20 protein-coding genes are annotated in these 24,720 nt (G+C 60.0%); 5 read left to right on the plus strand and 15 right to left on the minus strand.

Going from position 1 to position 24,720, the window contains the following annotated elements:
• Window positions 1-117 precede the first annotated feature (117 nt).
• The 7 genes from JFU47_RS31940 to JFU47_RS31970 all read right to left on the minus strand — a co-directional run bounded on the left by JFU47_RS31940 (window position 118) and on the right by JFU47_RS31970 (window position 11,330).
• Complete coding sequence (locus tag JFU47_RS31940) at window positions 118-1,647, minus strand: DHA2 family efflux MFS transporter permease subunit (protein WP_140680063.1); 1,530 nt, start codon at window positions 1,645-1,647, stop codon at window positions 118-120.
• A 164-nt stretch (window positions 1,648-1,811) separates the two neighbouring features.
• Window positions 1,812-3,014 (minus strand): HlyD family secretion protein, encoded by a 1,203-nt coding sequence (locus tag JFU47_RS31945; protein WP_201188350.1) that lies wholly within the window; start codon window positions 3,012-3,014, stop codon window positions 1,812-1,814.
• Window positions 3,015-3,029: 15 nt separating this feature from the next.
• Window positions 3,030-4,499, minus strand: a complete 1,470-nt coding sequence (locus JFU47_RS31950; protein ID WP_201188352.1) for an efflux transporter outer membrane subunit — start codon at window positions 4,497-4,499, stop codon at window positions 3,030-3,032.
• Complete coding sequence (locus JFU47_RS31955; RefSeq protein WP_140680069.1) at window positions 4,496-4,969, minus strand: MarR family winged helix-turn-helix transcriptional regulator; 474 nt, start codon at window positions 4,967-4,969, stop codon at window positions 4,496-4,498. The genes JFU47_RS31950 and JFU47_RS31955 overlap by 4 nt, the downstream gene beginning before the upstream one ends.
• A 246-nt stretch (window positions 4,970-5,215) precedes the next feature.
• Window positions 5,216-8,890, minus strand: a complete 3,675-nt coding sequence (locus JFU47_RS31960; protein WP_201188354.1) for a translocation/assembly module TamB domain-containing protein — start codon at window positions 8,888-8,890, stop codon at window positions 5,216-5,218.
• Window positions 8,887-10,614: an autotransporter assembly complex protein TamA gene (locus JFU47_RS31965; protein WP_201188356.1), complete on the minus strand. Its 1,728-nt coding sequence runs from the start codon at window positions 10,612-10,614 to the stop codon at window positions 8,887-8,889. The genes JFU47_RS31960 and JFU47_RS31965 overlap by 4 nt, the downstream gene beginning before the upstream one ends.
• Window positions 10,615-10,679: 65 nt before the next feature.
• Window positions 10,680-11,330, minus strand: coding sequence for a GNAT family N-acetyltransferase (locus JFU47_RS31970; RefSeq protein WP_123366265.1), 651 nt, complete (start codon window positions 11,328-11,330; stop codon window positions 10,680-10,682).
• Between the two features lie 296 nt (window positions 11,331-11,626).
• Here JFU47_RS31970 and xthA point away from each other — a divergent pair, with 296 nt between their 5' ends.
• Together xthA and JFU47_RS31980 are read left to right on the plus strand one after the other, a co-directional pair.
• On the plus strand, window positions 11,627-12,439 hold the full coding sequence (gene xthA, locus JFU47_RS31975) for an exodeoxyribonuclease III (RefSeq protein ID WP_140680074.1): 813 nt from the start codon (window positions 11,627-11,629) through the stop codon (window positions 12,437-12,439).
• 190 nt (window positions 12,440-12,629) lie between these two features.
• Window positions 12,630-13,970 (plus strand): substrate-binding domain-containing protein, encoded by a 1,341-nt coding sequence (locus JFU47_RS31980; RefSeq protein ID WP_201188358.1) that lies wholly within the window; start codon window positions 12,630-12,632, stop codon window positions 13,968-13,970.
• Window positions 13,971-14,155: 185 nt separating this feature from the next.
• Here JFU47_RS31980 and JFU47_RS31985 read toward each other — a convergent pair whose 3' ends face one another.
• Both JFU47_RS31985 and JFU47_RS31990 read right to left on the minus strand, forming a co-directional pair.
• The gene (locus JFU47_RS31985) at window positions 14,156-14,674 is read right to left on the minus strand and encodes an ankyrin repeat domain-containing protein (RefSeq protein ID WP_056740408.1); all 519 of its coding nucleotides are present in this window, start codon (window positions 14,672-14,674) and stop codon (window positions 14,156-14,158) included.
• Between the two features lie 111 nt (window positions 14,675-14,785).
• Window positions 14,786-16,624 (minus strand): long-chain-acyl-CoA synthetase, encoded by a 1,839-nt coding sequence (locus JFU47_RS31990; RefSeq protein ID WP_201188360.1) that lies wholly within the window; start codon window positions 16,622-16,624, stop codon window positions 14,786-14,788.
• Between the two features lie 344 nt (window positions 16,625-16,968).
• On the opposite strand from JFU47_RS31990, the gene JFU47_RS31995 reads away from it, so the two are divergent.
• Complete coding sequence (locus tag JFU47_RS31995) at window positions 16,969-17,247, plus strand: DUF3509 domain-containing protein (RefSeq protein ID WP_123366261.1); 279 nt, start codon at window positions 16,969-16,971, stop codon at window positions 17,245-17,247.
• Between the two features lie 126 nt (window positions 17,248-17,373).
• Here JFU47_RS31995 and mtnC read toward each other — a convergent pair whose 3' ends face one another.
• Genes mtnC through aroC form a run of 5 tightly spaced genes read right to left on the minus strand, consistent with a single transcriptional unit; the run spans window position 17,374 to window position 21,522 of the window.
• Window positions 17,374-18,057, minus strand: a complete 684-nt coding sequence (gene mtnC, locus JFU47_RS32000; protein WP_201188362.1) for an acireductone synthase — start codon at window positions 18,055-18,057, stop codon at window positions 17,374-17,376.
• A gap of 4 nt (window positions 18,058-18,061) precedes the next feature.
• The gene (locus JFU47_RS32005; protein ID WP_201188364.1) at window positions 18,062-18,607 is read right to left on the minus strand and encodes a 1,2-dihydroxy-3-keto-5-methylthiopentene dioxygenase; all 546 of its coding nucleotides are present in this window, start codon (window positions 18,605-18,607) and stop codon (window positions 18,062-18,064) included.
• Window positions 18,608-18,627: 20 nt separating this feature from the next.
• Window positions 18,628-19,254: a methylthioribulose 1-phosphate dehydratase gene (locus JFU47_RS32010; protein ID WP_140894238.1), complete on the minus strand. Its 627-nt coding sequence runs from the start codon at window positions 19,252-19,254 to the stop codon at window positions 18,628-18,630.
• Window positions 19,251-20,396 carry an MFS transporter gene (locus JFU47_RS32015; protein WP_201188365.1) on the minus strand — a complete coding sequence of 382 codons (1,146 nt, stop codon included), beginning with the start codon at window positions 20,394-20,396 and terminating at the stop codon, window positions 19,251-19,253. The genes JFU47_RS32010 and JFU47_RS32015 overlap by 4 nt, the downstream gene beginning before the upstream one ends.
• A 34-nt stretch (window positions 20,397-20,430) precedes the next feature.
• The gene (gene aroC / locus JFU47_RS32020) at window positions 20,431-21,522 is read right to left on the minus strand and encodes a chorismate synthase (protein ID WP_008146116.1); all 1,092 of its coding nucleotides are present in this window, start codon (window positions 21,520-21,522) and stop codon (window positions 20,431-20,433) included.
• An 83-nt stretch (window positions 21,523-21,605) separates the two neighbouring features.
• Between aroC and JFU47_RS32025 the strand changes: the two genes are divergently transcribed.
• Together JFU47_RS32025 and JFU47_RS32030 are read left to right on the plus strand one after the other, a co-directional pair.
• Complete coding sequence (locus tag JFU47_RS32025; protein ID WP_201188367.1) at window positions 21,606-22,604, plus strand: alpha/beta hydrolase; 999 nt, start codon at window positions 21,606-21,608, stop codon at window positions 22,602-22,604.
• A 131-nt stretch (window positions 22,605-22,735) separates the two neighbouring features.
• Window positions 22,736-23,527 carry a hypothetical protein gene (locus tag JFU47_RS32030; RefSeq protein ID WP_201188369.1) on the plus strand — a complete coding sequence of 264 codons (792 nt, stop codon included), beginning with the start codon at window positions 22,736-22,738 and terminating at the stop codon, window positions 23,525-23,527.
• A gap of 117 nt (window positions 23,528-23,644) precedes the next feature.
• On the opposite strand, the gene prmB is transcribed toward JFU47_RS32030, so the two are convergent.
• A complete protein-coding gene (gene prmB, locus JFU47_RS32035) occupies window positions 23,645-24,553 on the minus strand; it encodes a 50S ribosomal protein L3 N(5)-glutamine methyltransferase (RefSeq protein WP_201188372.1) in 909 nt (302 codons plus the stop codon).
• Between the last annotated feature and the right edge of the window lie 167 nt (window positions 24,554-24,720).

Here is a 24,720-nt window from a genome sequence, read left to right on the forward strand (position 1 = left end):
ACAAGATCCATTGTGGGAGCGAGCCTGCTCGCGAAAGCGGCTTAACATTCGACGAAGATGTTGAATGTCAGATTGCTATCGCGAGCAGGCTCGCTCCCACATTGACCGCGTTTTGCCTCAATGACCTGACGCCGCCGGCCCCGCCTTCGCCGCAAACGGCGGTTTCGCCAGCCACACCAGCACAATCAAGCCCATGAACGCCCACCCCAGCAACGTGAAGTAATCCACGGTGGAGAGCATGTACGCCTGACTGGTCAGCACATGATCCAGCTGCGCATACGCCGGATTCCCCGCCCCGCCCAGACTGTTCAACGCATCCCGGGTCGCCGGTTCATAGGTCGTAATGCTTTCACTCAAATACGCATGATGCTGATCCGCCCGGCGAATCCAGATCCACGTCGTCAACGACGCCGCGAAACTGCCGCCCAACGTCCGCAGGAACGTCGCCAGGCCCGCGCCGTCGGCGATCTGGCTCGGTGGCAGGTCCGACATCAGAATGCTCAAGGTCGGCATGAAGAACAGCGCCACACCAATCCCCATGAACAGCTGCACCAGGGCGATGTGCTGGAAGTCCACTTCGTTGGTAAACCCGGCCCGCATGAAGCAGCTCAGGCCAATCGCCAGGAACGCCAGGCCGGCCAGCAGCCGCAGGTCGAATTTGTGCGCGTACTTGCCGACAAACGGCGACATCAGTACGGGCAGAATCCCGATCGGCGCCACCGCCAGCCCCGCCCAGGTCGCCGTGTAACCCATCTGGGTTTGCAGCCATTGCGGCAGAATCAGGTTGATCCCGAAGAACCCGGCGTAACCCAACACCAGCACGATGGTGCCGATCCGGAAGTTGCGATACGCGAACAGCCGCAGATTGACCACCGGGTGCTTGTCGGTCATTTCCCAAATCACGAACACCGCCAGCGCAATCACCGAAATGGCCGCGCCGATGAGGATGAAGTTCGACTCGAACCAGTCCAGGTCGTTGCCCTTGTCGAGGATCACCTGCAACGCGCCGACGCCAATGATCAGGGTGATCAAACCGACGTAATCCATCGGCTGATAGCTGGTTTCCACCGGCCGTGCCTTAAGCTGCGAGCGCACCACCATCACCGCGAAAACACCGATCGGCACGTTGATAAAGAAGATCCACGGCCAGCTATAGCTGTCGGTAATCCAGCCGCCGAGGATGGGACCTGCAATCGGCGCCACCACCGTGACCATCGCCAGCAATGCCAGGGCCATGCCGCGCCTGGCCGGCGGATAGACGGCAATCAGCAGCGTTTGAGTCATCGGGTACAGGGGACCTGCCACCAGACCTTGAAGCACCCGAAAGCCAATCAGCTCCGGCATCGAGGTCGAGATACCGCACAGAAATGAAGCCAGCACGAACAGGACAGTCGCCCAGAGAAACAGCTTCACCTCGCCGAAACGCCGGCTGAGCCAACCGGTCAGCGGCAGCGCGATGGCGTTGCTCACGGCGAACGAGGTAATCACCCAAGTGCCCTGCTCCGAACTCACGCCGAGGTTGCCGGAAATCGTCGGCAGCGCCACGTTGGCGATGGTGGTGTCGAGTACCTGCATGAAGGTTGCCAGCGACAGACCAATGGTGCTGAGCACCAGGCTGGGCGGCGTGAAAGACGCGTTATTGCTCATCGCGAATCCTTTGAAACATGGCTGGCGCGGCGCCTGTTACAGACGCAGCTGACCTTGTGGGAGCGAGCCTGCTCGCGAAAGCGCTGGTTCAGTCAACAGAGATGTTGAATAGAAAACCGCATTCGCGAGCAGGCTCGCTCCCACAGGGTCGGTGTGATGACCAATCAGCGTTGAACGGTTTTGCTGACCGCAGCGCTGTTGTCGTGGATCAATTGAGCGATCATCGTGTCGGCCTCGGCCAACTGACGGTCATAGACGTTGGTGCTGAACGAGGCCTTTTGCGGTGGCTGTTGCGCCAGCACCGGGCCGCTCTGGTCGCGCAGGTTCACATCGACCTGAGTCGACAGGCCTACCCGCAACGGGTGCTTGGCCAGTTCTTCGGCGTTGATGTGAATCCGCACCGGCACCCGCTGGACGATCTTGATCCAGTTACCGGTGGCGTTCTGCGCCGGCAGCAGGGCAAACGCACTGCCGGTGCCGGCACCGAGGCTGTCGATGGTGCCGCTGTACTTCACGCTGCTGCCGTAGAGATCGGCTTCGATGTCGACCGGCTGACCGATGCGCATGTCACGCAGCTGGGTTTCCTTGAAGTTGGCGTCGATCCACAGCTGATCCAACGGAATGACCGCCATCAATGCGGTGCCCGGCTGGACCCGTTGGCCCAGTTGTACCGAGCGTTTGGCGACGTAACCGGTCACCGGCGCGATCAAGGTGCTGCGGGAGTTGTTCAAGTAAGCCTGACGCAATTGCGCGGCAGCGGACATCACGTCCGGGTGCGACGACACCACGGTGTCATCCACCAAAGCACTGGTGGTTTTCAGTTGCTGTTTGGCGTTGGCCAAGGCGTTTTGCGCCGAGGTCAGGTCCTCGCGAGCGTGGGACAGTTCTTCCTGGGAAATCGCGCCGCCAGCGGCGAGGTTTTTCCGGCGATTGAAGTTGTCCTGAGCCTTTTGCACTTCAGCCTGTTGGGCGTTGACCTGGGCTTTCATGCCGTCGACGTTGCTGTACAAACCGCGAACCTGACGCACGGTGCGGGCCAGATTGGCCTGGGCACTTTGCAGACCGACTTCGGCGTCGTTCGGGTCGAAGTTGATCAACACCTGGCCTTCGTGAACCAGGTCGCCATCGTCGGCGCCAATGCTGACCACGGTACCGGTGACCAACGGAGTGATTTCCACCACGTTGCCGTTCACATAGGCATCGTCGGTGCTTTCATTCCAGCGCCCGTAGAATTCGTGATAACCCCAGACGCCGATACCGGCGAGGATCACCACGATCGCGAGCACCACCAGCATGACTTTGCGTTTACGCGGGTTGCTGGTGTCTTGTGCGTTGTCAGGGGTTGGTGTTGTTTCGGCAGTAGCCATGACAAGTACCTTGAATTAGTTGTGCTGCGTGTCTGGGGTTGCGTTGGCTGCGGTCAGGGTCTCGCCCTGGAAGCCGCCGCCCAGCGCCTGCATCAATTGGATCGACAGGTCGATCTGCTCGGCATTCAGGCTGGCCAGCTGACGCTGGGCCTGGAGCAACTGCTGCTCGATGCTGAGCACGTCCAGGTAATTGCCGATGCCGGAACCGTAACGCTGGACCACGGTGTTGTAAGAATCCCGGGCAATGTCGGTGGCGTGCTGCTGAGCGCCGATCTGCCGACCGATATCTCGCAACTGGTTGATGGTGTCGCTGACATCCCCCAGGGCTTTCACCAGGCTTTTGTTGTACTGCGCCACCGCGAGGTCGTAATCGGCGTCACGGGAATCGAGGTTGGCACGCAGTCGGCCGCCGTCGAAAATCGGCACAGAGATCGTCGGCGCAATGTTGAAGAAGCGACTGGCGGAACCGAACATTGCGTCACCCAATAACGATTCGGCACCGGCCGCGGCGCTAAGGTTCAGATTGGGATAGAACTGGGTTTTGCCGGCGGCGATGTTCTTGCTCGCCGCTTCGACCCGCCAGCGGGCGGCCACCAGGTCTGGACGACGACCCAGTAACTCGGCCGGCAACACCGATGGCAGAGCCACTGCGCTGGCCTGAAGGATTTTCGGCCGGGCGATTTCATTGCCGCGATCCGGGCCTTTGCCGAGCAGCACAGCCAAAGCGATTTTCGCGCTTTGCAGGCGTTTTTCGGCGTCGATCAGGCTGGCTTCGGAGGTGGCTTCCAGGCTTTCGGTTTGCTGGAACTGGTACTGGCTGTCGATCCCCGAACTCAGGCGACGCTGGCTCAGGTCGAGCATTTGTTTGGTGCGCTTGAGGTCTTCACTGGCCAGGTCGTAGACGATATGCGCCTGTCCCAGATCGCTGTAGGCGCGAGCCACGTCGGCGGACAACGTCAGCTGAGCGGCTTGTTGATCGACTTCGGCAGCGCGAGCCTGACCCAGTGCAGCTTCCCAGGCGTCACGCTGACCGCCCCAAAGGTCGAAGTTGTAATTGAAACTGGCGCTGATGTTGCGCACGGTGGAGTAGGTTCCACCCTGCCCGCTCGGGTCCTGATCCCGGGCCAGACGCGAACGGCTGACGCCGGCACTGGCATCGAGGGTGGGCATGCGGGCGGCATCCGCTGCATAAGCGGCGGCGCTGGCCTGGTGGGCGCGGGCGTCGGCGATTTGCATGTCGGGGCTGTCGTGCAGGGCTTCGCGGATCAAGCCGTCGAGCTGTGGGTCGCCGAGGCTTTTCCACCAGTCGCTTTTCGGCCAGGCCGCAGGAGACAGGGTCACACCGCTGAGGGATTGCCCGGCCTTGAGGGTTTTCGCATCGAGGCTTTTTCCCTCGGTGTTCAAGCCACTGTAGCTGGCGCAACCCGCGAGGGTCATGGCTGCCAGCACCAGGCTCAGGCCGGCACGCAGGGTTTTACTGCTCATTTGTCACCTACCCGCAGCAGGGTGATCGAGTCACCGGCTGCCACCAAAATTTTCTTCAGGATCTGTTCCAGGGTTATCAATTCCTCTGGGGTGATCGCGCCAGCCAGTTCATTCATGGCGTCGGCGCCGATCTCCGGCAGGCGATCAGTCAGCTGCTGGCCTTGTGCGGTCAGCACCAGCTGAACCTGACGGCGATCCGCTTCGGAGCGTTGGCGAGCGAGGAAGCCTTTCTGTTCCAGACGATCGAGCATGCGGGTCATCGATCCACTATCCAGCGACAGGTGACGGCACAGCTCCGCCGGGGTATCGACGCCGAACTGGGCCATGATGATCAGCACTTTGAACTGCGCGGCAGTGATGCCGTGGGGTTCCATGTGCGTGTCGATGATCCGGTCCTTGAGCAGCGCCGCGCGCCCGAGCAGGAGGCCGAGATGGCAAGTGTGGAATGCGTCTGGGGTGAAATGTTTCATCTGACCACCAATTAGCTGCCTAGGCAGAGAATGTATGTCGAGATATTACTGCCTAGGCAGCGAATGTCAACGTAATAGTTAGGATGCTTTCTATTTAGTTGATAAATGGCGCGGGAAAGTTGCTTCGGATCGATGACCGAGTCGCGGCCTTCGCGAGCAGGCTCGCTCCCACAGGTTCGGTGTGATCTCTGTGGGAGCGAGCCTGCTCGCGAAGGGAGCGACTCGGTTTTAGAGGGGGGCGGGAGTTTAGAAATCCCGCTTGTAGAAGATGTCCAGCGAACTGGCCACGCCGCCAGCGGCTTCGAGGTAGACCTTTTTGCTCAGTTTGTAACGCAAGGCGATGGTGTTGGCCGGCTCGAACACGCCAACGCCATAACGCAGGCTGAGCTTCTCGGAGAGATTGCCGCTGGCCACTACGCTGGTTGCGTTGCCGCTGCCTTGGGTGTCGAGCTGGAAGTCCTGAATGCCCAGGTCCTTGGCCAAGCCACTGGTCACACCGGAACTACCCATCAAGCCCAACCCGAGGGCGGCTTGGGCAAGCATGTTGTTGTCCTCACCATTGCTGCTCAGCGGACGCCCCAGCACCAGGTAGGACAAGGCCTGCTCCTGACTCATCGCCGGCTCGGAGAAGATCTGTGTGGTCGGCTGCTCGGCGCTGCCGCTCAGGCGAATACCGGCGATCACGTCGTCGGTCTGGCGAATCGCTTCGATGTCCAGATACGGCTGGTCGATCGGGCCGGCAAACAGCAAACGTGCCCGGCGCACCGTCAATCGCTGACCGTAGGCACGGTATCGCCCATCGTTGAGCCAGAGCTCGCCTCGGGTGTCCATGTTGTCGCCGATGTGCACATGACCTTGCAAATTGGCTGTCAGGCCAAACCCGGCGAAGCTGAGTTTGTCCTGACCGACCACCACATCGATGTCCATCGCCATGGCCATCGGTGGTTTGCCCTCTTCGGTCTGCTGGCCGACGATCACCGTGTCATCAGACACCTTGACCGTCGACGGCGGCAAATCACGTACGGTGATCTCGCCTTTTGGCACCAGCACCTTGCCGACGATCGCCAGTTTGTCGTCCTTCACCGAAATCTTCAGGTCCGGCGCCACTTCCAGCTTGGCGTAGGGCTCGACGGTGACGGGTAATTGCGTACCTTTGAGCGCCAGATCCACCACCAATACCTGACCCCAGGCGATGTTGCCGCTCAAGGTGCCCTGCCCGGTCTTGCCACTTTTCCAGCCGCCGTTCAATTGCACGGTTTCGTCAGCAATCACGGCTTGAAGTTGCAGCGCTTCGAGGTCCATCGGCAGTTCAGGCCCGGAAATCTCGCCGTCGCTGAGCAACAGATTACCGTTGACCTGCGGCGCCAGCAGCGTACCTGCGAGCGTGCCGCTGCCATTCAAGCGTCCGGTCAGTTTCTCGACCATCGGCACAAACGGCCGCGCTACCGACAGGTCCAGCCCATTCAAACGGAATGAGCCAGTCAGTGGCTTGTCCTTTGGTAAAGGATTGATCTGCGCCTGGAGCATAAGCTCACCGAGCTTGCCGCCGACGAAATTGAGGTCAGTGTCGATGCGCTTGGGCGTGAGTTTGCTGTTCAGTTTCAGGGTCTGGTACGGGAAGTCCAGCCACTGGTCCTTTTCCTTTATGCGCAACGTGCCGCCGCTGGCATCGACGCTGATCTGGCCGTTCGGGCCGCTGGCCGGCAGGTCCAGTTGCAGGTCAGCATTGAGTCGTCCCTTCCAGGCGAAATCCTTGGGCAACCACTGCGCCAGGCTGTCGATCGGGAACTGTTTGAGGTGATAACGCAGCTTCGGCTCAGGCATCAGGCGCTGATCCTCACCGCACAGGCTGGCCGGGCCGGACGTCCAGCAATGGGCGCCGAAGTTGATTTTGCCGTCCGCCAGCCGCTCCAGCTTCGCCGGACCTTGCAGCTTCCAGTCTTGACCGCCGGCCTGGATATCGCCGCTGGCCAGGCGCCCACGCCAATTACCTTTGTCCAGATTGCCGTCGAGGCCGAGCGCGAGTTTCAGCTTCGGCCCTTGCAGGTCGAGGGTGAGTTTCTGGTTTTTGATATCGCCCTGGCCGCTGGCAGTCAGTGTCCCCAGTGACGTCTCACCGGCTTGAATGCCACTGCCCTTGAGGTCGATTTTCGCGCGCTGCGCGCTGTCGAGGGTCGCGTCCAGGTTCAGGCTTTGCAGGCGATTGTCTTCGAAGGCCAGTTGCGTGCCTTGCAGCCCGAGTTTGCCTTGCGGGGCCTTGAGTGTCCCGGCGACATCGACGCGACCATTGAGCTGACCGCGCAGTTGCGGCCACAGCTGAGCCAGGCGCGGCAGCTTGATATCAATCTGGCCGGCAAGTTTCTGTTGCAGGCTGCCTTTGCCGTTGATGCTGTTGTCGCCGAGGCGAATTTGCAACGCGCTGAGATTCCATTGCTCGCCACCGCCATCGGCTTTGGCCTGGATCACTGCCGGTTGGCCGCGCAGTTTGCCTTTCAAGTCGAGATCAGCGGTCAGGCTGAGTTTTTCATTCTTCATCTCGCCCTTGCTGCGCAACGGTCCGGCCAGGGTTCCCGGCAACTCCGCGACCCAGTACGCCGGATTGATCGCCGACAGGTCCAGCGCGGTGTCCCAGGCAATGCCGTCGGCGAATTGCAGGTTCAGGTGCCCTTCGGCCTTGCCCTGTCCGGCTTCGAGTTGAATTTGTTGCAGGTAGATTTTCGTCAGGTCGCCGCTGAACGGGCTGGTCAGGCTGAACGCCCCGGCCGGGCCGTCGAGTGCGGCTTTGAAGCTGCCGAGGTACTTGCCGTCGGTGTAAGAGACTTCACCGTTGAAGCTGCGCAATGCCACTTCTGGCTCGTCGATCAGCGGATAGAGGCGATGCCACGGGAAATCCAGCCAGTCGATTTTTGCGTCGGCGTTCAGGCCTTTGCTCCAATCGAGATTGCCGGTGAGTTTTAGGCTTTGCTTGTCGTTGGCCGTGAGGTCCAACCCGGCGATCTGAGCGCCGTTGGCGTCGACCTTGCCTTGCAGCAGCAATGCGACCGGGCCAAGTTCTGCGGGCAACGTGGCTTTGCCGAGCAACTGGTAACCGTTTTTCAGGTCGCCGTCGCCGGTGAGTTCCAGTTGGTTGAGTTGCAGGGTGTCCGGCAGGTCGGCGCCAGGCTTGAAGCCGTCGGCGGTGATCCGCACCTTGGCCGGCAGGTTTTCCACCAGCGGTTGCAATTCGCCGGTCAACTGCCCGTTGAGGTAACCGCTGCTGTCGGCTTTCAGGTTCAGGGTTTTGAGAAGATCGCCGTCGACCTTCAAGGCCAGCGCCCAAGGCTCGGTGCCCGGCGCGGGCAAGGTCAGTTTGCCTTCGGCTTTCAGCGGCCAATTGCCGGTGGGTTGCAATAGGCCGGACAGGTTCAGGCTGAGCTCATCACGTTGCAATTGCACCGAGTCGATCTGCAAACCTTTGGCCGTCCAATGCGCCGCCAGTTGCAGGCCCTTGAGCTCTTCGCTGCCGTTGAACAGCAGGCTGCCGACCTGGACATCGCCCAGCTCGATGGCCAAGGGCAACTTCAGATCCGGGAGACTGATCGGCCCGCTGCTTTCTTCTTGCGTACCTGGCGGAAATTGCAGGCGGACCTGATCGGCTTTCAATTGCTCGATGCACAGAGTCAGGCGCGTCAGGCACAACGGCGACCAGGCGAAAATCACCTTGTTCAGCTCAACCCGGCGGCTGTCCTGCTGCCACAGCACATGGTTGGCACTCCACTGTCCGCCCAAACGGCCCTGGAAGTTCTCGACGGTCAAACCGGGCACAAACCCCAGCGCCCAGCGACTGCCGGTTGCCGTGCCCAACACTGTGGCCACGGTCAGGACGACCAGCATCAGCAGCGCCAGCATCACCGCCAGCGTTATTTTCAAACCACGCTTCACAGCTCAGGCCCCATGGAAAAGTGCAGTCGAATGCCGCCGTCGTCGTCCATCGCATGGGCCAGGTCGAGGCGTATCGGCCCTACCGGAGAAACCCAGCGCACACCGATGCCGACGCCGGTCTTGAGGTTTGGCAGTTCGAGTGTATTAAAGGAGTTGCCTTGGTCGATGAAGGTCGCGACCCGCCATTTTTCGGCGATGGAGTATTGATACTCGACGCTGCCGGCAACCATGTAGCGGCCACCGATGCGGTCGCCCTCGGAGTTTTCCGGGGACAGGCTTTGATAGTCGTAACCGCGCACGCTCTGATCGCCTCCGGCGAAGAAGCGCAACGACGGCGGTACCGATTTGTAGCCGTTGGTGGCGCTGCCGCCGACCTGCACCCGACCGAGGAAGCGGTGTTTGTCGAAGACCGTGGTCAAGCCTTTCACCAGCGCGGTGCCATAAACCAGATTGGTGTCGGAGCCCAAGCCTTCCTTGGCCACTTTGGTCTCGAATTCCAGGCGATAGCCGTTGTGCGGGTCGATGCGGTTATCACTTTTAAGGTAGGAATAGCTGACGCCAGGCATCAGCAACGTGCTGAGCCCCGAGTCGTCGCCGAGCCTGTATTCCTCGCGCTGCCATTTGAGCGACACCACCCGCTGCCAACCGCTGGGCAGCTTGCTGTGCCACTCGGGGCCGAGGGTCAGCAGTTTGCTCAGGGAGTCCTTGTCGGCGATTTCTTCATTCTGATAGCCACCGGCGAACCGCAGTTTGTCGGTCAGCGGTGGGTCCAAGGGAATGTCGTAGAACACACCGACGTTCTGCCGGGGCGCCGAAACTTCGGTCTCCCAGCCATAGCTATGCCCCTGAGGGTTGACCCAGTGCCGGGTCCAGTTGGCCTTGACCCGTGGGCCGACGTCGGTGGAAAAACCCAGCCCCAGACCCATGGTCCGTGGTTTGCGGGTTTCGAGTTTGACGTCCACCGGGATCACGTCGTTCTTGGACGCCGTCGGCGCCGCATCCACCCGCACGCTTTCGAAATAGCCGCTCGATTGCATGGCCTGATTGAGTTCGGCGATCAGCTCGGAGTCGTAAGGCGCACCTTCCTTGAAGGGCACCATGCGCCGTAGCAGGTCTTCGTCGAATGGCGTATCACCTTCGAAACTGACCTTGCCCAGCGAATAACGCGGGCCGCTGTTGTAGATGAGCTCGATGTCGGCAACGCCAGCTCGCGGGTCGACCAACAATTTCTGGCTGCTGAAGTAACCGCTGAAAAAACCGTAGCGCGAGGCCTGATTCTGAATCAGGCGCTTGGCGTCTTCGTAACGGCCATGGTTGAGCACTGCGCCGGTTTTCAGCCCAGCGCCTTTGGGTACACGAAAGGATTTGAGGTCGGCAGCCGGGCCGTCAATGCGAATCGTGACATTGCGCAAATGCACCGGCTCGCCGGGATCGATGTTCATTACCAGGCGCGGTGTCTTGCCGCCCTTCACATCCGTGTCGATCTGCGGCTGGTAATAACCCAAGGCCTGGGCGGCCTTGCGTGCCTGCTCTTCGGCGCCACGACTGAAGCGCAGCAAGGCTTCTTCGTCACGATCGCCGAGGCTGCCGATATAGCCCTCTATATTGGCTTTCAGTTCATCGTTGGACGGTTTGATCCGCACATCCAATTCACTTTGCGCCAGCGCCGCGCAGCTGGTAATCAGCATCAGCACGCCACTGGTAATTCTTCCTGGAAACTTCATAGGCGCGGATGCTATCACGAGCTTGGGAGCGTGATAGAGCCTGGCGTGCGGTGAAAGTTCTACCTTTATGCCGTTGCTGTTTGTAACACCTGCGGATTGGCGTGGAAAAACACGTGCTCGCGAATCGGTCCTACGGCGACCTCACCGATTTCCTCATAGCCCTGGCGCTTATAGAACTCCAGATAACGAGGATTCCCGGTATCGAGGATCACGCCCTCGGAGTGCTCATCTACCGCACACCAGTTGTGCACCGCTTGCAGCAATTGTTCGCCGAAGTGTTTGCCTTGGAATTGCGGATGAACCCCCAGTAATGGGAGCAGGTGAACCGAGTCGGACGGCACGCAAGCCATCACCGCATCGTGATACTCGAGATAGCGTCGGGTGCAGCGAAACCCGGTGCTGAGCACCATGCGCAAACGCCAGGCCCAACTCTCTGTGATGCCCAGGCGACGTTGCGGCGGCGCGATCAACGCGATGCCGATCAACCGGTCGTTGACCAGCAGGCCGATGGCCGGCAAGTCCTGAAGAAAGTGTTGTTTGACCAGCTCGCGCACGGTGGCGCGGACCCGCTGTTCATAACCGGGACGCTCCGCTTCGAACAGGTAGCCGAACGTCGGCTCATGCCGGTAAGCCTGGTACAGCAATGAACGTGCTTCGCGGGAATAGCCGCTGTCGAGCATGTGAATATCGGCGATGGCGGTCGAGGTTTCGGGCATAACGATATTTCTCCCCGGGGCGCTGTTCAAATGACGGCGCTCTTCTGGTTACGAGCCTATAGCGCTGGCACAGTTCCTTTCTGATCCGAATCAGTGTTGCTGCATAAGCCGTCATCGCGAGCAGGCTCGCTCCCACAAGGTATAGACCAGACTCGTCCCCTGTGGGAGCGAGCCTGCTCGCGATGAGGCCATTACTACCAATACAAAGCTGATGGACAATCGAGAATCCCCTCACCCCACGCTGGCCCCGATCCTACATGTCAGCTAGCATCGCCCTTTTGCCAGGACTGCCGACCATGAAGATCGTCTCCTTCAACATCAACGGGCTGCGCGCTCGCCCCCATCAGCTGGCGGCGCTGATCGAAAAGCATCAGCCAGATGTGATCGGACTGCAGGAAACCAAGGTTCACGACGACCAATTCCCGCTGGCCGAGGTTCAGGCACTGGGCTATCACGTGTATTTCCATGGTCAAAAAGGTCATTACGGCGTGGCCCTGCTCTCGCGTCAGGAACCTATCGCGCTGCACAAAGGTTTCGCCACCGATGAAGAAGACGCTCAGCGCCGCTTCATCTGGGGCACGTTCGCCGACGCCAATGGCGTGCCGGTGACCATCATGAACGGCTATTTCCCACAGGGCGAAAGCCGCGATCACCCGACCAAGTTCCCGGCCAAGGAACGCTTTTACAGCGATCTGCAGCAATTGCTGGAAAGCCAGTTCAGCAACGATCAGCCGGTGGTGGTGATGGGCGACGTGAACATTTCCCCCGAAGACTGCGACATCGGTATCGGCCCGGACAACATGAAACGCTGGCTGAAAACCGGCAAATGCAGCTTCTTGCCGGAAGAACGCGAGTGGATGGCCCGCTTGAAGAACTGGGGCCTGGTGGACAGCTTCCGTCACTTGAACCCGGAGGTGGCCGACCGTTTCAGCTGGTTCGACTACCGTAGCCGTGGTTTTGAGGATGAGCCCAAGCGTGGGCTGCGGATTGACTTGATCATGGCGTCCCACGGGTTGTTGCCACGGGTGAAGGATGCCGGAGTGGATTACGACCTGCGCGGAATGGAAAAACCGTCGGATCACGCGCCGATCTGGCTTGAACTGAGCTGATCCCTACCTGTCGACCTGAATCGATTGTGGGAGCGAGCCTGCTCGCGAAAGCGGTTTGACATTCAACATCTGCGTTGAATGTTACGCCCTCTTCGCGAGCAGGCTCGCTCCCACATTGAGTAACTGTCATCTTTCAGAAACCTTACTGACTTATTCTCCCGGCACTTCCTTTGGCTTATAAGGTGCCGGCATGACGCTGCGCGTGTTGTTCCTGTTGATGCTGTGCGCCTGGCTGCCGCAAACCGCGTCGGCTGGCGATTTGCCGACGCCCGAGGCTGGCCCGGTGCTGCGCATCCAGGGCTCCAACACCATTGGCGCGGCATTGGGACCGGCGCTGGTTGAGGGGTTGATGCGCGAACAGGGCCTGCTCAAGATTCACAGCGAGGCCCCGGACAAAGCCAACGAACTGCGCGTCATCGGCGAAACCGTTGAGGGCCGCCGGGTCGCGGTGGACGTCGCGGCCCACGGTTCCAGCACCGGTTTCACCGCCCTGAAAACCGCCGCCGCCGACCTCGCCGCCTCCTCGCGCCCGATCAAGGACAGCGAACGGGCAGACCTCGCCCGCCTGGGCGACTTTAAAAGCCCCGGTGCCGAGCAAGTCATCGCCATCGATGGCCTGGCGATCATTGTTCATCCGCAAAATCCGTTGGGCGAACTGAACACCGAACAACTGGCGCGAATTTTCAGCGGCGAGGCAAAAACCTGGGAAGAACTCGGCGGCACCGGTGGGACGATTCATCTCTATGCGCGGGACGACCAATCGGGCACCTATGACACGTTCAAGGAATTGGTCCTCAGCCGTCGTGGGAAAACGCTGAGCAGCGCTGCGAAACGGTTCGAATCCAGCGAGCAATTGTCCGACGCGGTCAGCCTCGACCCGCAAGGTATCGGCTTCATCGGCCTGCCTTACGTGCGTCAGGCCAAAGCCGTGGCGATTGCCGATGGCCAATCCCAAGCCATGTTGCCGCTCAACAGCCTGATTGCTACGGAAGATTATCCGTTGTCGCGCCGGCTGTTCTTTTACCTGCTGCCCAATGGGAAAAATCCCTGGGCCGACGCATTGGTGGCGTTCGCCCAAAGCAGCAAGGGCCAGGCGATTGTTGCGGCCAATGGTTTTATCGCCCAGACCGTCCAGGCCATGACGGTCACGCCGAATGCATTGATGCCGGAGGGTTATCAGGCGCTCAGCCGTCACGCCCAGCGACTGACCGTGAATTTCCGTTTCGAAGAAGGCAGTGCGACGCTGGACAACAAGGCCCGGCAGGACCTGTCGCGGGTGTTCGACTATATACAGCAGCACGAGAAGACCAATCGGCAGGTGACGCTGGTGGGGTTTGGCGACGCCAAAAGTGATCCGGCCCGGGCCGACCTGCTGTCGAAACTGCGCGCCATGGCGGTACGGCGGGAACTGGTGAAAAGCGGTGTGGTGTTTCGCGAGATTCGTGGTTTTGGCGCAGAGATGCCAGTAGCGGCCAATAGCGCGGATGAGGGGCGAATCAAGAATCGGCGGGTTGAGGTGTGGGTGTATTGAAGGCGTGTGTGCGTGTGTAGCAGCTGCCGAGCCTGCGAGGCTGCGTTCGGCGCGGGCCGCGTTCGGACGAAGCCGTCGCAAACCCTGCGCATGCGATCTACCTGAAAGACCACATCGCCCGATTTCACGACTGCTGCGCAGCCGAACGCAGCCTCGCAAGCTCGACAGCTGCTACACGGCGGAGATCAGCCGAGCAGTTTCTGCAACTGCGCCGTGGTGTCCACCGCGCCCATGGTCTTGGCGGCATCCAGCGCCGAGACGCCATTGGCGTCCTTGGCTTTCGGGTCGGCACCCTTGCTGATCAGGTAGTCGACGATTTCCACGCGATTGAACATCGCCGCCATCATCAGCGCAGTGCGACCATCGAACGACGAACCTTCCACTTGCGCGCCGCCTTCAACCAGTGCCTTGACCACCGCCAGGTCACCTTTGAACGCCGCACCGGCAATCGGGCTCTGGCCGTTGTCGTTGCGGATTTCCGGGTCGGCCTTGTGTTCGAGCAGGACTTTTACCGTCTCCACATGGCCGTGGTAAGCGGCCAGCATCAGCAAGGTGTCGCCCTTGTGGTTACGCAGGTTCGGCGGCAGGCCCTTGGTCAACAGCGCAGCCATCATGGCCGCATCGCCCTCGCGCGCTTTGTTGAATACCTGTTCGGCAAATTCAGCGGCTTCTTCGGGGGACATCTGGCGGCTTTGGTCTGACATTGGGGACTCCACGTTCTGTTATTCGCAAAGCCGACAGTTTCCCGAGCAGCCCCGAGGCTGTCACTTCTTTTTTCTCATGGAAGGCCATAGCCACATTCAATAGCGCTGCATTCAATAACGAAAAGCGCCGTCGTGAATATCCGCCAGCAACTGCGGAGTGACCTGCACGTAAGTCTGGGTCCCTGGCAGCCAGGCATAGATCGGATCATCGCCGGTTTTGCCGGGGTCGAAGGCTTCGTCCTTAAGCCGGGTCTTCTGATATTTGAAGGTGCCCGTGGTCTCCATTTTCACCTTCACCCGCAGGAACAACGGCACCGCATAGGCGGGCATTTGCTTACGGGCGAAGGCCAGCAGTTCACTGAAATCCAGGGTCGCCAGGGACTCCGCTGGCGTAATCGCCGCCATCCCGGCACGGCCGTTGGTGTTGCGGACCTCCACGCCGTAGGCCACGGCTTCGGAAATATTCGGGTGTTGCAAAAGGATGTTCTCGACCTCGGTGGTCGAGACGTTTTCGCCCTTCCAGCGGTAGGTATCACCCAACCGGTCAACAAACTGCGCGTGACCAAAACCGATGTTGCGCAGCAGGTCACCGGTATTGAAGTAACGGTCGCCCTTCTCGAACACGTCGTGCAGCACAACCTTTTCGGTCTTCTGCGGATCGGTGTAGCCGTCCAGCGGCGCCTTGTCGTCGATCTTCGCCAGCAACAGCCCCTGCTCGCCTTTGGCGACTTTGCGCATGAAGCCCCTGGCATCCCGAATCGGCGCGCCGCTGTCGTGGTCGTACGCCGCCAACTCCCATGACATCAGGGAAAAACCGACGGTGTTATCAAAGTTGAGGATGTTGGTGAAGCCGATGTTGCCGTCGCTGGCGGCGTACAGCTCACAGATATGGTTCACCCCGAAGCGCGTCTTGAACTCGCCCCACGCGCCGGGACGCAGGCCATTGCCGATCATCTTCGTCACGCGGTGCTTGCTGTCCTCGGCGCTGGGCGGTTGATCCACCAGGTAGCGGCACAATTCACCGACGTAACCAAGGGTGGTCGCGCGGTACTTGCGCACATCGTTCCAGAATTGACTGGCGCTGAACTTGCGGCGAATGGCAAAGCCCGAGGCGCCACTGATCGCCGAGCCCCAGCACACGCACAGCCCGGTGGCGTGATAGAGCGGCAAGGTGCAATAGACGACATCCTCCGGGCGCATATCCAAAGCGATCAGCCCGAAACTTGCAGAGCTGCGCATCCAGCGGCCGTGCTTGAACACCCCGGCCTTGGGCAAGCCGGTAGTGCCCGAGGTGTAGATGTAGAAACAAGGGTCGTCGAAAAAAACCTGCTGACTGCTGGCGGGGTTGGCGCTGGAGCTGTCGGCACTGGCGGTCATCAGGTTGATGAACCCGTCGGGCGTAATGCCCGGATGGCTGAAGGTGTCTCGATCAGCGACGAACCAGGTGCGCGCCGCCTCGATCGACACCCGTTGGCGAACCGCCGAAAACGCCGGCACCAGCTCTTCTCCGACAATGATCGCCGCGGGTGCCACCAGGTTCAGGCTGTGAGCCAGGGTATCGCGGGTCTGCGAAGTATTGAGCAAGGCACTGATCGCGCCGGCCTTGGCCACCGCCAGAATCGTCACCAGCAGTTCCGGGCGATTCTCGATAAAGACCGCCACCCCATCGCCCTTGCGGATGCCTTGGGCAATCAAATGATGGGCAATGCGATTGGCCCATTGGTTGACCTGAGCATACGTCAGCGCCACCTCGCCCTGCAGCAATGCCGGGCCGTCGGGATTGCGCAACGTCGCTTGCTCGAAGCTCCAGCCCAGGCCACACGGTTGGGTCGGGTCCTTGACGTTGGCGGCTTTCATGCCTTTCACCACGCGAGGAATGGCTTTGGCAATGGAAGGCAGCTTGCGGAGCATCATGCCCCAGGTAATCGTGTCGTGCGGAGTGCGGCTCATGGTTGCTCCCGGTCGATCTTTTTATTGTTCGGGCGGCGTTGATTGAGGCCGAAAATACGTCAGCGGTTCTTGAGCTGTACACGCGGTTTTTGAAATGATTTGTATCCACGGCTGCGGCATTCGACATCGCGAGCTTGCGCCGGGCAATTGGTTCCATCGAATCGATGTCGACCACGCAAAATGCAGGATGCACGATGGCCATTCATGCAGATTGCACGAAAGCGCAAAAACACCAGAAAACTAACTAACTGATATATAAGGATTTTTAAAAAATCAGGTGCTGGCACAATCACTGCAACTACCTCTGCATGCTTGCCATTCAAGAGCTAACGGAGCCGATAGACATGAACCTGATCCAAGAAAAATTTACGTCCCTGTTCTCCAACTTCGAAGTGACCACCCAGCCACGTCCGGACGGCGGCATTCTGCTGACCTTGAGCAGCACCGACGGCAAAGTCTTCAAACGCTCGATTTCGTACCAGCAATTGCATGCGGGTGATCAGCTGTCCTGGGTGATCAGTGCGATTCGCCGTGACATCGCCGAACAGGCCAGTGAACTGCCGCAGATTTCCATGCTGCAAAGCCAGCAGCGGTTTGCCCTGCCGACGTATCATTCGGTTTAAACCGTTCAAACGCTGTAAACAAACAGGCCGTGAAAGCTTTCGCTTCACGGCCTGAGTTGTTTCTGACGGTACGCCGATCCATGTGGGAGCGAGCAGGCTCGCTCCCACAGGTTATGTGCCTTGGTCTTAAAAAGTAGAAGGATCGATCCGCTCAAAGCTGTCGACGGTCACATGCCCCGCCAGCTCCCCGCCCTCTCGGGCCAGCCCGCACGTCGCCATTCCCGCCGTGTGCGCCGCGTCCAGTTCCTCGACGATGTCGGACAGAAACAGAATCTGCGAAGCGTCCAGGCCAATGGCCTGGGTAATGCGCTCGTAGGACTTCGCTTCACGCTTGGGCCCCGAGGTGGTGTCGAAATAGCCGCCGAACAGCGGCGACAAATCACCGGCCTGCGAACAACCGAAGATCAGTTTTTGCGCCTGAATCGACCCCGAAGAATAAACAAACAGGTTGAAGCCATCCTGATGCCAGCGTTTGAGCGCTTCAACGGCGTCCGGGTAAACGTGGCCTTTCAACTCTCCGGCCTGATAACCCTGTTCCCAGACCATGCCTTGCAACGCTTTCAGCGGCGTGGCTTTGCGGTCTTCGGCGATCCAGTTCAAAAGAATGTCGATCACCCGCTCGACGTCGGCGTTCGGCTCGTTGGTATCCCGGCGAACGGCGGCCAGTTGCTCGGCAACATCCGCACGCGCGGCGTTCTGGCGAACAAAATCCGGCAAGTGTTTGGCAGCGTAGGGAAACAGCACGTCGAACACAAAACTCACCGCGCTGGTGGTGCCTTCGATGTCGGTGAGAATCGCCTTGATCGGCATCGCCTCAGTCCTCAAGACGCGGGAAGCGACTGGCGATGTCTTCGCCGGTGAAATTGGCCACCCAGCCTTCAGGGTTGTTGAACAGACGGATCGCGACGAAATGCGGATGCTCGCCCATGTCAAACCAGTGCGGGGTGCCGGCCGGTACCGAGATCAGGTCGTTTTTCTCACAAAGCACGGCGTAGACGTAATCGTCGATGTGCAGGGTGAACAAGCCACGACCGGCGACGAAAAATCGTACTTCGTCTTCGCCATGCCGGTGTTCGTCGAGAAACTTGGCGCGCAATTCGGCTTTTTGCGGGTGATCGCTGTTCAGGCTGATGACGTCGACGGTGATGTAACCGCGTTCGGTCATCAGCTGGTCGATTTGCTCCTGATACGCGGCGATCACTTCTTCCTGACTGGCGCCGGGCTGGATTTTCGCCGTGGCTTGCCAACGGTCGAAGCGCACGCCCTGCTCGGCCAGGGTCGAGGCGATGTCTTCGAAGTGCGTCAGCACCTTGTTAGGCAAGTCGGGGCTTGAGACGTGGTAAACGGACAGGCTGCTCATCAGGGCAACTCCTTAACGGTTCATGCTTTATGGTTCGAGAGCGAGCGCGTCTTCAACTCGCACTCGAACAAAAATTCAAAGGCCTCGATCTGCCGCAGTGCATCGCTCATGCGCGCACCCCAGGTGTAGAGACCATGGCCGCGGATCAGGTAGCCGACGCAATCGGGATGGGCGTCCAGCCAAGGCTGCACCTTGGCGGCCAGGCGCGCAATGTCTTGGTCGTTGTCGAAAATTGGCACGCGCACCCGGGATTCGTGGGTCGATACGCCGCTAAAGGCTTTTTGCAGTTCGTAATCTTCGAATTCAATGAAGTCTTGCGGCGTCAGGCGCGACAGCACCGTGGCGTTCACCGAATGCGTGTGCAGTACCGCGCCGATCTCCGGGCGCCAGCTGTAGAGCTGGGTGTGCAGCAGGGTTTCGGCGGACGGTTTTTTGCCCGGTTCCAGGCTGTTGCCGGACAGATCGGTGGCCAGCACATCGTCGGGGCCGAGTTGGCCTTTGTGCTTGCCGGACACCGTCAGCAACGCTTCAGTCGGCGACAGGCGCGTCGAGTAGTTGCTGCTGGTGGCCGGCGACCAGCCGCGGCCATACAGAAAACGCCCGGCATCGATAATTTCCTGGGCGAGGTGCTCACGGGTGAGGCTCATGGCCTGTCCTCTTGCATACGTGTGGCAATGATAACGGCTGCCGCGAAGGCTGCGAGGCTGGCAATACTAAAGGTCAATGCAGGGCCGAGAGCATTCCAGCTATAGCCGGAATACAACGCGCCCAGTGCGCCGCCGGTGCCGGCCAGTGCGGCGTATAACGCCTGGCCCTGCCCTTGTTGGCGCGCGCCGAAGCTACGTTGCACGAACTGGATGGCAGCCGCGTGAAAGCTGCCGAACGTCGCCGCGTGCAGCACCTGGGCAAACAACAGCACCCAAAGGAACTCAGCGAACGAACCGAGCAGCAACCAACGCAACGCCGCCAGCAGAAAACTCGCCAGCAACACCCGTCGCACGGAGAATCGCGCGAGGATTTTGCTCATGGCCAGAAACATCAAGACTTCGGCGACCACGCCGACCGCCCAGAGCACGCCGATCAGCCCACGGCTGTACCCGAGTCGCTCCAGGTGCAAGGTCAAAAAGGTGTAGTAAGGACCGTGGCTCATCTGCATCAGCGCCACGCAACCGTAAAACGCCAACACCCCGGGACTGCGCAACTGCTTGAGAAAACCGTCTCCCGCCAACCGTTCGCTTTGAATCGGTTGAGCGTTGGGCACCCATAGGCTGCTGACCACGATTCCGGCCAGGATCAGCACTAGCGCCACCGGGTAGATGTCGAGGCTGAGCCATTCGAACAATCGGCCAAGGGCGACCACGGTGATGATGAAACCGATGGAACCCCACAGGCGGATCTGACTGTAACGGTTAGTCTGGCCCTGCAAGTGCGCCAGCGTGATGACTTCGAATTGCGGCAACACCGCGTGCCAGAAAAACGCGTGCAAGGCCATGACCATCGCCAGCCAGGCGTAGGTCTTGCTGACGAAAATCAGCGAAAACGTCAGCAGCGTGCAGACCGCACCGAAGCGCACGATGGCCAGGCGTCGGCCGGTGTAATCACCGAGCCAGCCCCAGATGTTCGGCGCCACGCAGCGCATCAGCATCGGGATCGCCACCAGCTCGCCGATGCGCGCGCTGGAAAAGCCCAAGTGATCGAAGTACAGCGCCAGAAACGGCGCTGTCGAACCGAGCAAGGCGAAATAGAACAGATAGAAACTGGAGAGCCGCCAGTACGGGAGCGCCGCCATAGTCGTCAGACCGCAGCGGCGTTGAGGTCAGCCATTAAAGCTGACCCAGCACCGGCGTGCTCACGCGCACGTCCAGGTTCTGCCCACGGTGACGCAACAGGTGATCCATCAGCACGATGGCCATCATCGCTTCCGCGATCGGTGTGGCGCGGATGCCGACGCACGGGTCATGGCGCCCCTTGGTGACGACTTCCACCGGGTTGCCATGGATGTCGATGGAACGACCCGGCGTGGTGATGCTCGAGGTTGGCTTGAGCGCCAGGTGCGCGACGATCGGCTGACCCGACGAAATGCCACCTAAAATGCCGCCCGCGTTGTTGCTGAGGAAACCTTGCGGGGTCATTTCATCGCGGTGCTCGGTGCCACGTTGGGCAACGCTGGCGAAACCGGCGCCGATTTCCACGCCTTTGACCGCATTGATGCTCATCAGCGCGTGAGCGAGTTCGGCATCGAGACGGTCGAAGATCGGCTCGCCGAGGCCCGGCATTACGCCTTCAGCGACTACGGTGATCTTCGCGCCAACCGAATCCTGGTCGCGGCGCAACTGGTCCATATAGGCTTCCAGTTCCGGGACCTTGTCCGGATCAGGGCTGAAGAAAGCGTTCTCTTCCACCGAATCCCAGGTCTTGAACGGGATTTCGATCGGGCCGAGCTGGCTCATATAGCCACGAATGACGATGCCCTGAGTGGCCAGGTATTTTTTCGCAATCGCACCGGCTGCCACGCGCATGGCCGTTTCACGGGCCGAGCTGCGGCCGCCGCCACGGTAATCGCGCTCGCCATATTTGTGGTGATAGGTGTAGTCGGCGTGGGCCGGGCGGAACAGGTCCTTGATCGCTGAGTAATCCTTGGACTTCTGGTCAGTGTTACGGATCAACAGGCCGATGGAGCAACCGGTGGTGCGTCCTTCGAACACGCCGGAGAGGATTTCGACTTCGTCGGCTTCCTGGCGCTGGGTGGTGTGGCGGCTGGTGCCGGGTTTGCGGCGATCCAGGTCACGCTGCAGATCCTCCAGAGAGATCTCCAGGCCCGGCGGGCAGCCGTCGACAATGGCGACCAACGCCGGACCATGGCTTTCGCCCGCGGTGGTGACAGTGAACAGCTTGCCGTAGGTATTGCCGGACATGCAGGACGCTCCGTGAATTCGAACCAAATACGTAATGCGCGCCAGTATACGCAGGCTACCCAACTAGTTCATCCTCGAACCTTATGGGTGCCTGCGAGTCCAACCGGCATCTTGTTCATGATGGCGTGATGATGCTGCGAGTTATAGCCTTGAGCCTTACCCTGTTTACCGGCTTTGTACAGGCCACTGTCCTGCAACGCCCGATCACCTTGGACACCGGCACCGGCGAGCTTTTCGGCTCGTTATTGCTGCCCAAGTCCGACACACCGGTACCGGTTGTCCTGATCATTTCCGGCTCCGGTCCTACAGATCGTGACGGAAACAACCCCGACGGCGGACGCAACGACAGCCTCAAGCGTCTCGCTTGGGTACTGGCCAAACACAACATCGCCAGCGTGCGTTATGACAAACGCGGCGTGGCGGCGAGCCTTGCGGCGACCCCCGACGAACGCAATCTGTCGGTGGAAGCCTACGTGGCCGACGCCGAGGCCTGGGGCCAGAAGCTCAAAACCGACCCGCGCTTTGGCCAGTTGATCCTGCTGGGCCACAGCGAAGGCGCATTGATCGCCAGCCTCGCGGCGCCGAGCCTGGACGCCGCCGCGGTCATCTCCATGTCCGGCAGCGCCCGGCCAATCGATCAGGTGCTGCGCCAACAATTGAGCAATCGCCTGCCGCCAGCATTGATGCTGCGCAGCAATGAACTGCTCGACAGCCTCAAGGCCGGCCACACCGACGACAACGTGCCGCCGCAGTTGCAGGTGATTTTCCGCCCGAGCGTGCAGCCGTATCTGATTTCGCTTTTCCGCCAGGACCCGGCGGCGGCGTTCGCCAAGTTGAAGATGCCGGCTCTTATCATCCAGGGCAGCAACGACATCCAGGTCGGCGTCGGTGATGCCAAGCTGTTGAAGGCCGCCAAACCGGACGCCGAGCTGGCGCTGATCGAAGGCATGAACCACGTGATGCGCATCGTGCCCAACGATGTAAAACGGCAATTGGCCTCTTACAAAGATCCGCAATTGCCACTGGCGGCCGAACTCGGCACGCGAATCCTCGGGTTTATTGACGGACTTCGCACCAGTTAAGCGGTGTTAGGGGCGTGAAAACTGGTTGAGAACGCCCCCTAACCCTCCAGTCCTGAAAAAAACGGCCGATAAGCCTTTGTCGCCAGCGCCATGACTGGCGGCAAGCAGAGCTTGGACAGGATCTCGCCGTTATGACTGATACCCAGACTTCACCCGACACCACTGCTGAAAAAGACGCACCACCAGCGGTCGAGCTGCCGTGGGCGGACGTCCACGCCGAGCACCACAAGATGCTCCGTCTGGCACCATTGCAGACCGACCGCAACACCGGTGGACGGCCGCTACGCTTTGTTGAATTCGGTTACGCCGAGCGCAACAACAAGGAACACAGCCTGATGCGCATGAGCATTGCGCTACCCGGCCAGCGCGTGCGCAAGGAACAGAATCATCTGGACGTGTGGGTCGATCACGCCACCAAGCGCGTGCATTTCGGGCCTGACAGCGGTTTGCAGATCGAACCGATGAACCGTGGCATCGGTCGCTTCATGGCCGCTCATGGCATTACCTGGGCGAAAAAGAGATGGCCCGGCTACACCGTCGACGGCACAGACCTGAACAACAAGGATGCGCTGAACGAAGACACTCGTCTGCGCCGCGATCACTTTTTGCGGATGCATGGTTTTGATGTGATCTACGCCGACGCCCAGCATTTGAAGGGCAGCGTCAAAGAAGTGCAGGTCGGTGACCTGTTGGGTGACTGGAGTACGGAAAAACTGCAGGTCGTGGAAATTCTTGAGGCGGCGCAGATGCTCCAGCAAGCCGAGCAAAATCTGGCCGAGCAGGAAGTCAAACTCAAGAAACACGAAGAAAAAGTCAGCAAGTACAAGCGCGAAGACACCGGACTGCGCTTTACCATTACCTGCCTGGTGGCGTTTGCGGTGTTTCAGGCGGGGTTGTTGATCTGGATTGCCACACACCGCTAACTGATCGTTCCCACGCTCTGCGTGGGAATGCCTCAATGGACGCTCTGCGTCCGCTTTTGGGACGCGGAGCGTCCCGGGCTGCATTCCCACGCGGAGCGTGGGAACGATCATTACGGGTTAAACGCGGGAAGCGAACAGCGCCTGATGATCGCGGCACTGTTCCACCGTCAGCATGAACACACCATGTCCACCGCGCTCGAAATCAAGCCAGGCGAAGTCGACTTCCGGGTACAGCGCCGAGACGTGAACCTGGCTGTTGCCCACTTCGACAATCAGCAAACCCTTCTCGGTCAGGTGATCCGCCGCTTCGGCGAGCATGCGACGCACCAGGTTCAAACCATCATCACCGCAGGCCAGGCCCAGCTCCGGTTCGTGCTGGTATTCGTCCGGCATGTCGGCGAAATCTTCCGCATCGACGTAAGGCGGGTTCGACACGATCAGGTCAAAACGCTGACCCGGCAAACCATCAAACCCATCGCCCTGCACCGTGTACACCCGCTCATCGACGCCGTGGCGCTCGATGTTCTGGTTGGCCACTTCCAGTGCTTCGAACGACAGGTCGGCCAGCACCACTTCAGCGTTCTGGAATTCATAGGCACAGGCGATACCGATGCAGCCGGAGCCGGTACACAGGTCGAGAATCCGCGCAGGTTCGGCGCCCAGCCACGGCTCGAAACGCTTTTCGATCAGTTCGCCAATCGGCGAGCGCGGGATCAATACGCGCTCATCGACAATGAACGACATGCCGCAGAACCACGCTTCACCCAACAGGTAGGCGGTAGGAATGCGTTCTTCAATACGACGCTTGAGCATGCGTTGCAGCTTGACCAGCTCGTCTTCTTCAAGATTGCAGTCGAGGTAACTGTCGGCGATTTCCCACGGCAGGTGCAAGGCACCCAACACCAACTGACGCGCTTCGTCCCAGGCGTTGTCGGTTCCATGGCCGAAAAACAGATCCTCCCCATGGAAGCGGCTGACGGCCCAACGGATATGGTCGCGCAGGGTACGAAGTCGGGAAGTGATCACGGGGGGCAAACTCCAAAAAAAACGACTGGCGATTCTAACAGCCAAAACGCGTCTCGACGACGCGAGAAAACTACCGGGGCAAATGTAGGACTATTCTATTTTTTCAGTTGGCTATTGAACAAAATTGGCCTATTGACAAGGCTGCGAGCCAGCAAAGACGGCGCCTA

Source organism: Pseudomonas sp. TH39(2020), assembly GCF_016650715.1.
Classification (GTDB): domain Bacteria; phylum Pseudomonadota; class Gammaproteobacteria; order Pseudomonadales; family Pseudomonadaceae; genus Aquipseudomonas; species Aquipseudomonas mandelii_C.

Excerpts from the sequence above, each read along its gene's own strand:
- JFU47_RS31940 (WP_140680063.1), bottom strand. The coding sequence starts at position 1,647 with ATGAGCAATAACGCGTCTTTCACGCCGCCCAGCCTGGTGCTCAGCACC.
- JFU47_RS31945 (WP_201188350.1), bottom strand. The coding sequence starts at position 3,014 with ATGGCTACTGCCGAAACAACACCAACCCCTGACAACGCACAAGACACC.
- JFU47_RS31950 (WP_201188352.1), bottom strand. The coding sequence starts at position 4,499 with ATGAGCAGTAAAACCCTGCGTGCCGGCCTGAGCCTGGTGCTGGCAGCC.
- JFU47_RS31955 (WP_140680069.1), bottom strand. The coding sequence starts at position 4,969 with ATGAAACATTTCACCCCAGACGCATTCCACACTTGCCATCTCGGCCTC.
- JFU47_RS31965 (WP_201188356.1), bottom strand. The coding sequence starts at position 10,614 with ATGAAGTTTCCAGGAAGAATTACCAGTGGCGTGCTGATGCTGATTACC.
- JFU47_RS31970 (WP_123366265.1), bottom strand. The coding sequence starts at position 11,330 with ATGCCCGAAACCTCGACCGCCATCGCCGATATTCACATGCTCGACAGC.
- xthA (WP_140680074.1), top strand. The coding sequence starts at position 11,627 with ATGAAGATCGTCTCCTTCAACATCAACGGGCTGCGCGCTCGCCCCCAT.
- JFU47_RS31980 (WP_201188358.1), top strand. The coding sequence starts at position 12,630 with ATGACGCTGCGCGTGTTGTTCCTGTTGATGCTGTGCGCCTGGCTGCCG.
- JFU47_RS31985 (WP_056740408.1), bottom strand. The coding sequence starts at position 14,674 with ATGTCAGACCAAAGCCGCCAGATGTCCCCCGAAGAAGCCGCTGAATTT.
- JFU47_RS31990 (WP_201188360.1), bottom strand. The coding sequence starts at position 16,624 with ATGAGCCGCACTCCGCACGACACGATTACCTGGGGCATGATGCTCCGC.
- JFU47_RS31995 (WP_123366261.1), top strand. The coding sequence starts at position 16,969 with ATGAACCTGATCCAAGAAAAATTTACGTCCCTGTTCTCCAACTTCGAA.
- mtnC (WP_201188362.1), bottom strand. The coding sequence starts at position 18,057 with ATGCCGATCAAGGCGATTCTCACCGACATCGAAGGCACCACCAGCGCG.
- JFU47_RS32005 (WP_201188364.1), bottom strand. The coding sequence starts at position 18,607 with ATGAGCAGCCTGTCCGTTTACCACGTCTCAAGCCCCGACTTGCCTAAC.
- JFU47_RS32010 (WP_140894238.1), bottom strand. The coding sequence starts at position 19,254 with ATGAGCCTCACCCGTGAGCACCTCGCCCAGGAAATTATCGATGCCGGG.
- JFU47_RS32015 (WP_201188365.1), bottom strand. The coding sequence starts at position 20,396 with ATGGCGGCGCTCCCGTACTGGCGGCTCTCCAGTTTCTATCTGTTCTAT.
- aroC (WP_008146116.1), bottom strand. The coding sequence starts at position 21,522 with ATGTCCGGCAATACCTACGGCAAGCTGTTCACTGTCACCACCGCGGGC.
- JFU47_RS32025 (WP_201188367.1), top strand. The coding sequence starts at position 21,606 with ATGGGTGCCTGCGAGTCCAACCGGCATCTTGTTCATGATGGCGTGATG.
- JFU47_RS32030 (WP_201188369.1), top strand. The coding sequence starts at position 22,736 with ATGACTGATACCCAGACTTCACCCGACACCACTGCTGAAAAAGACGCA.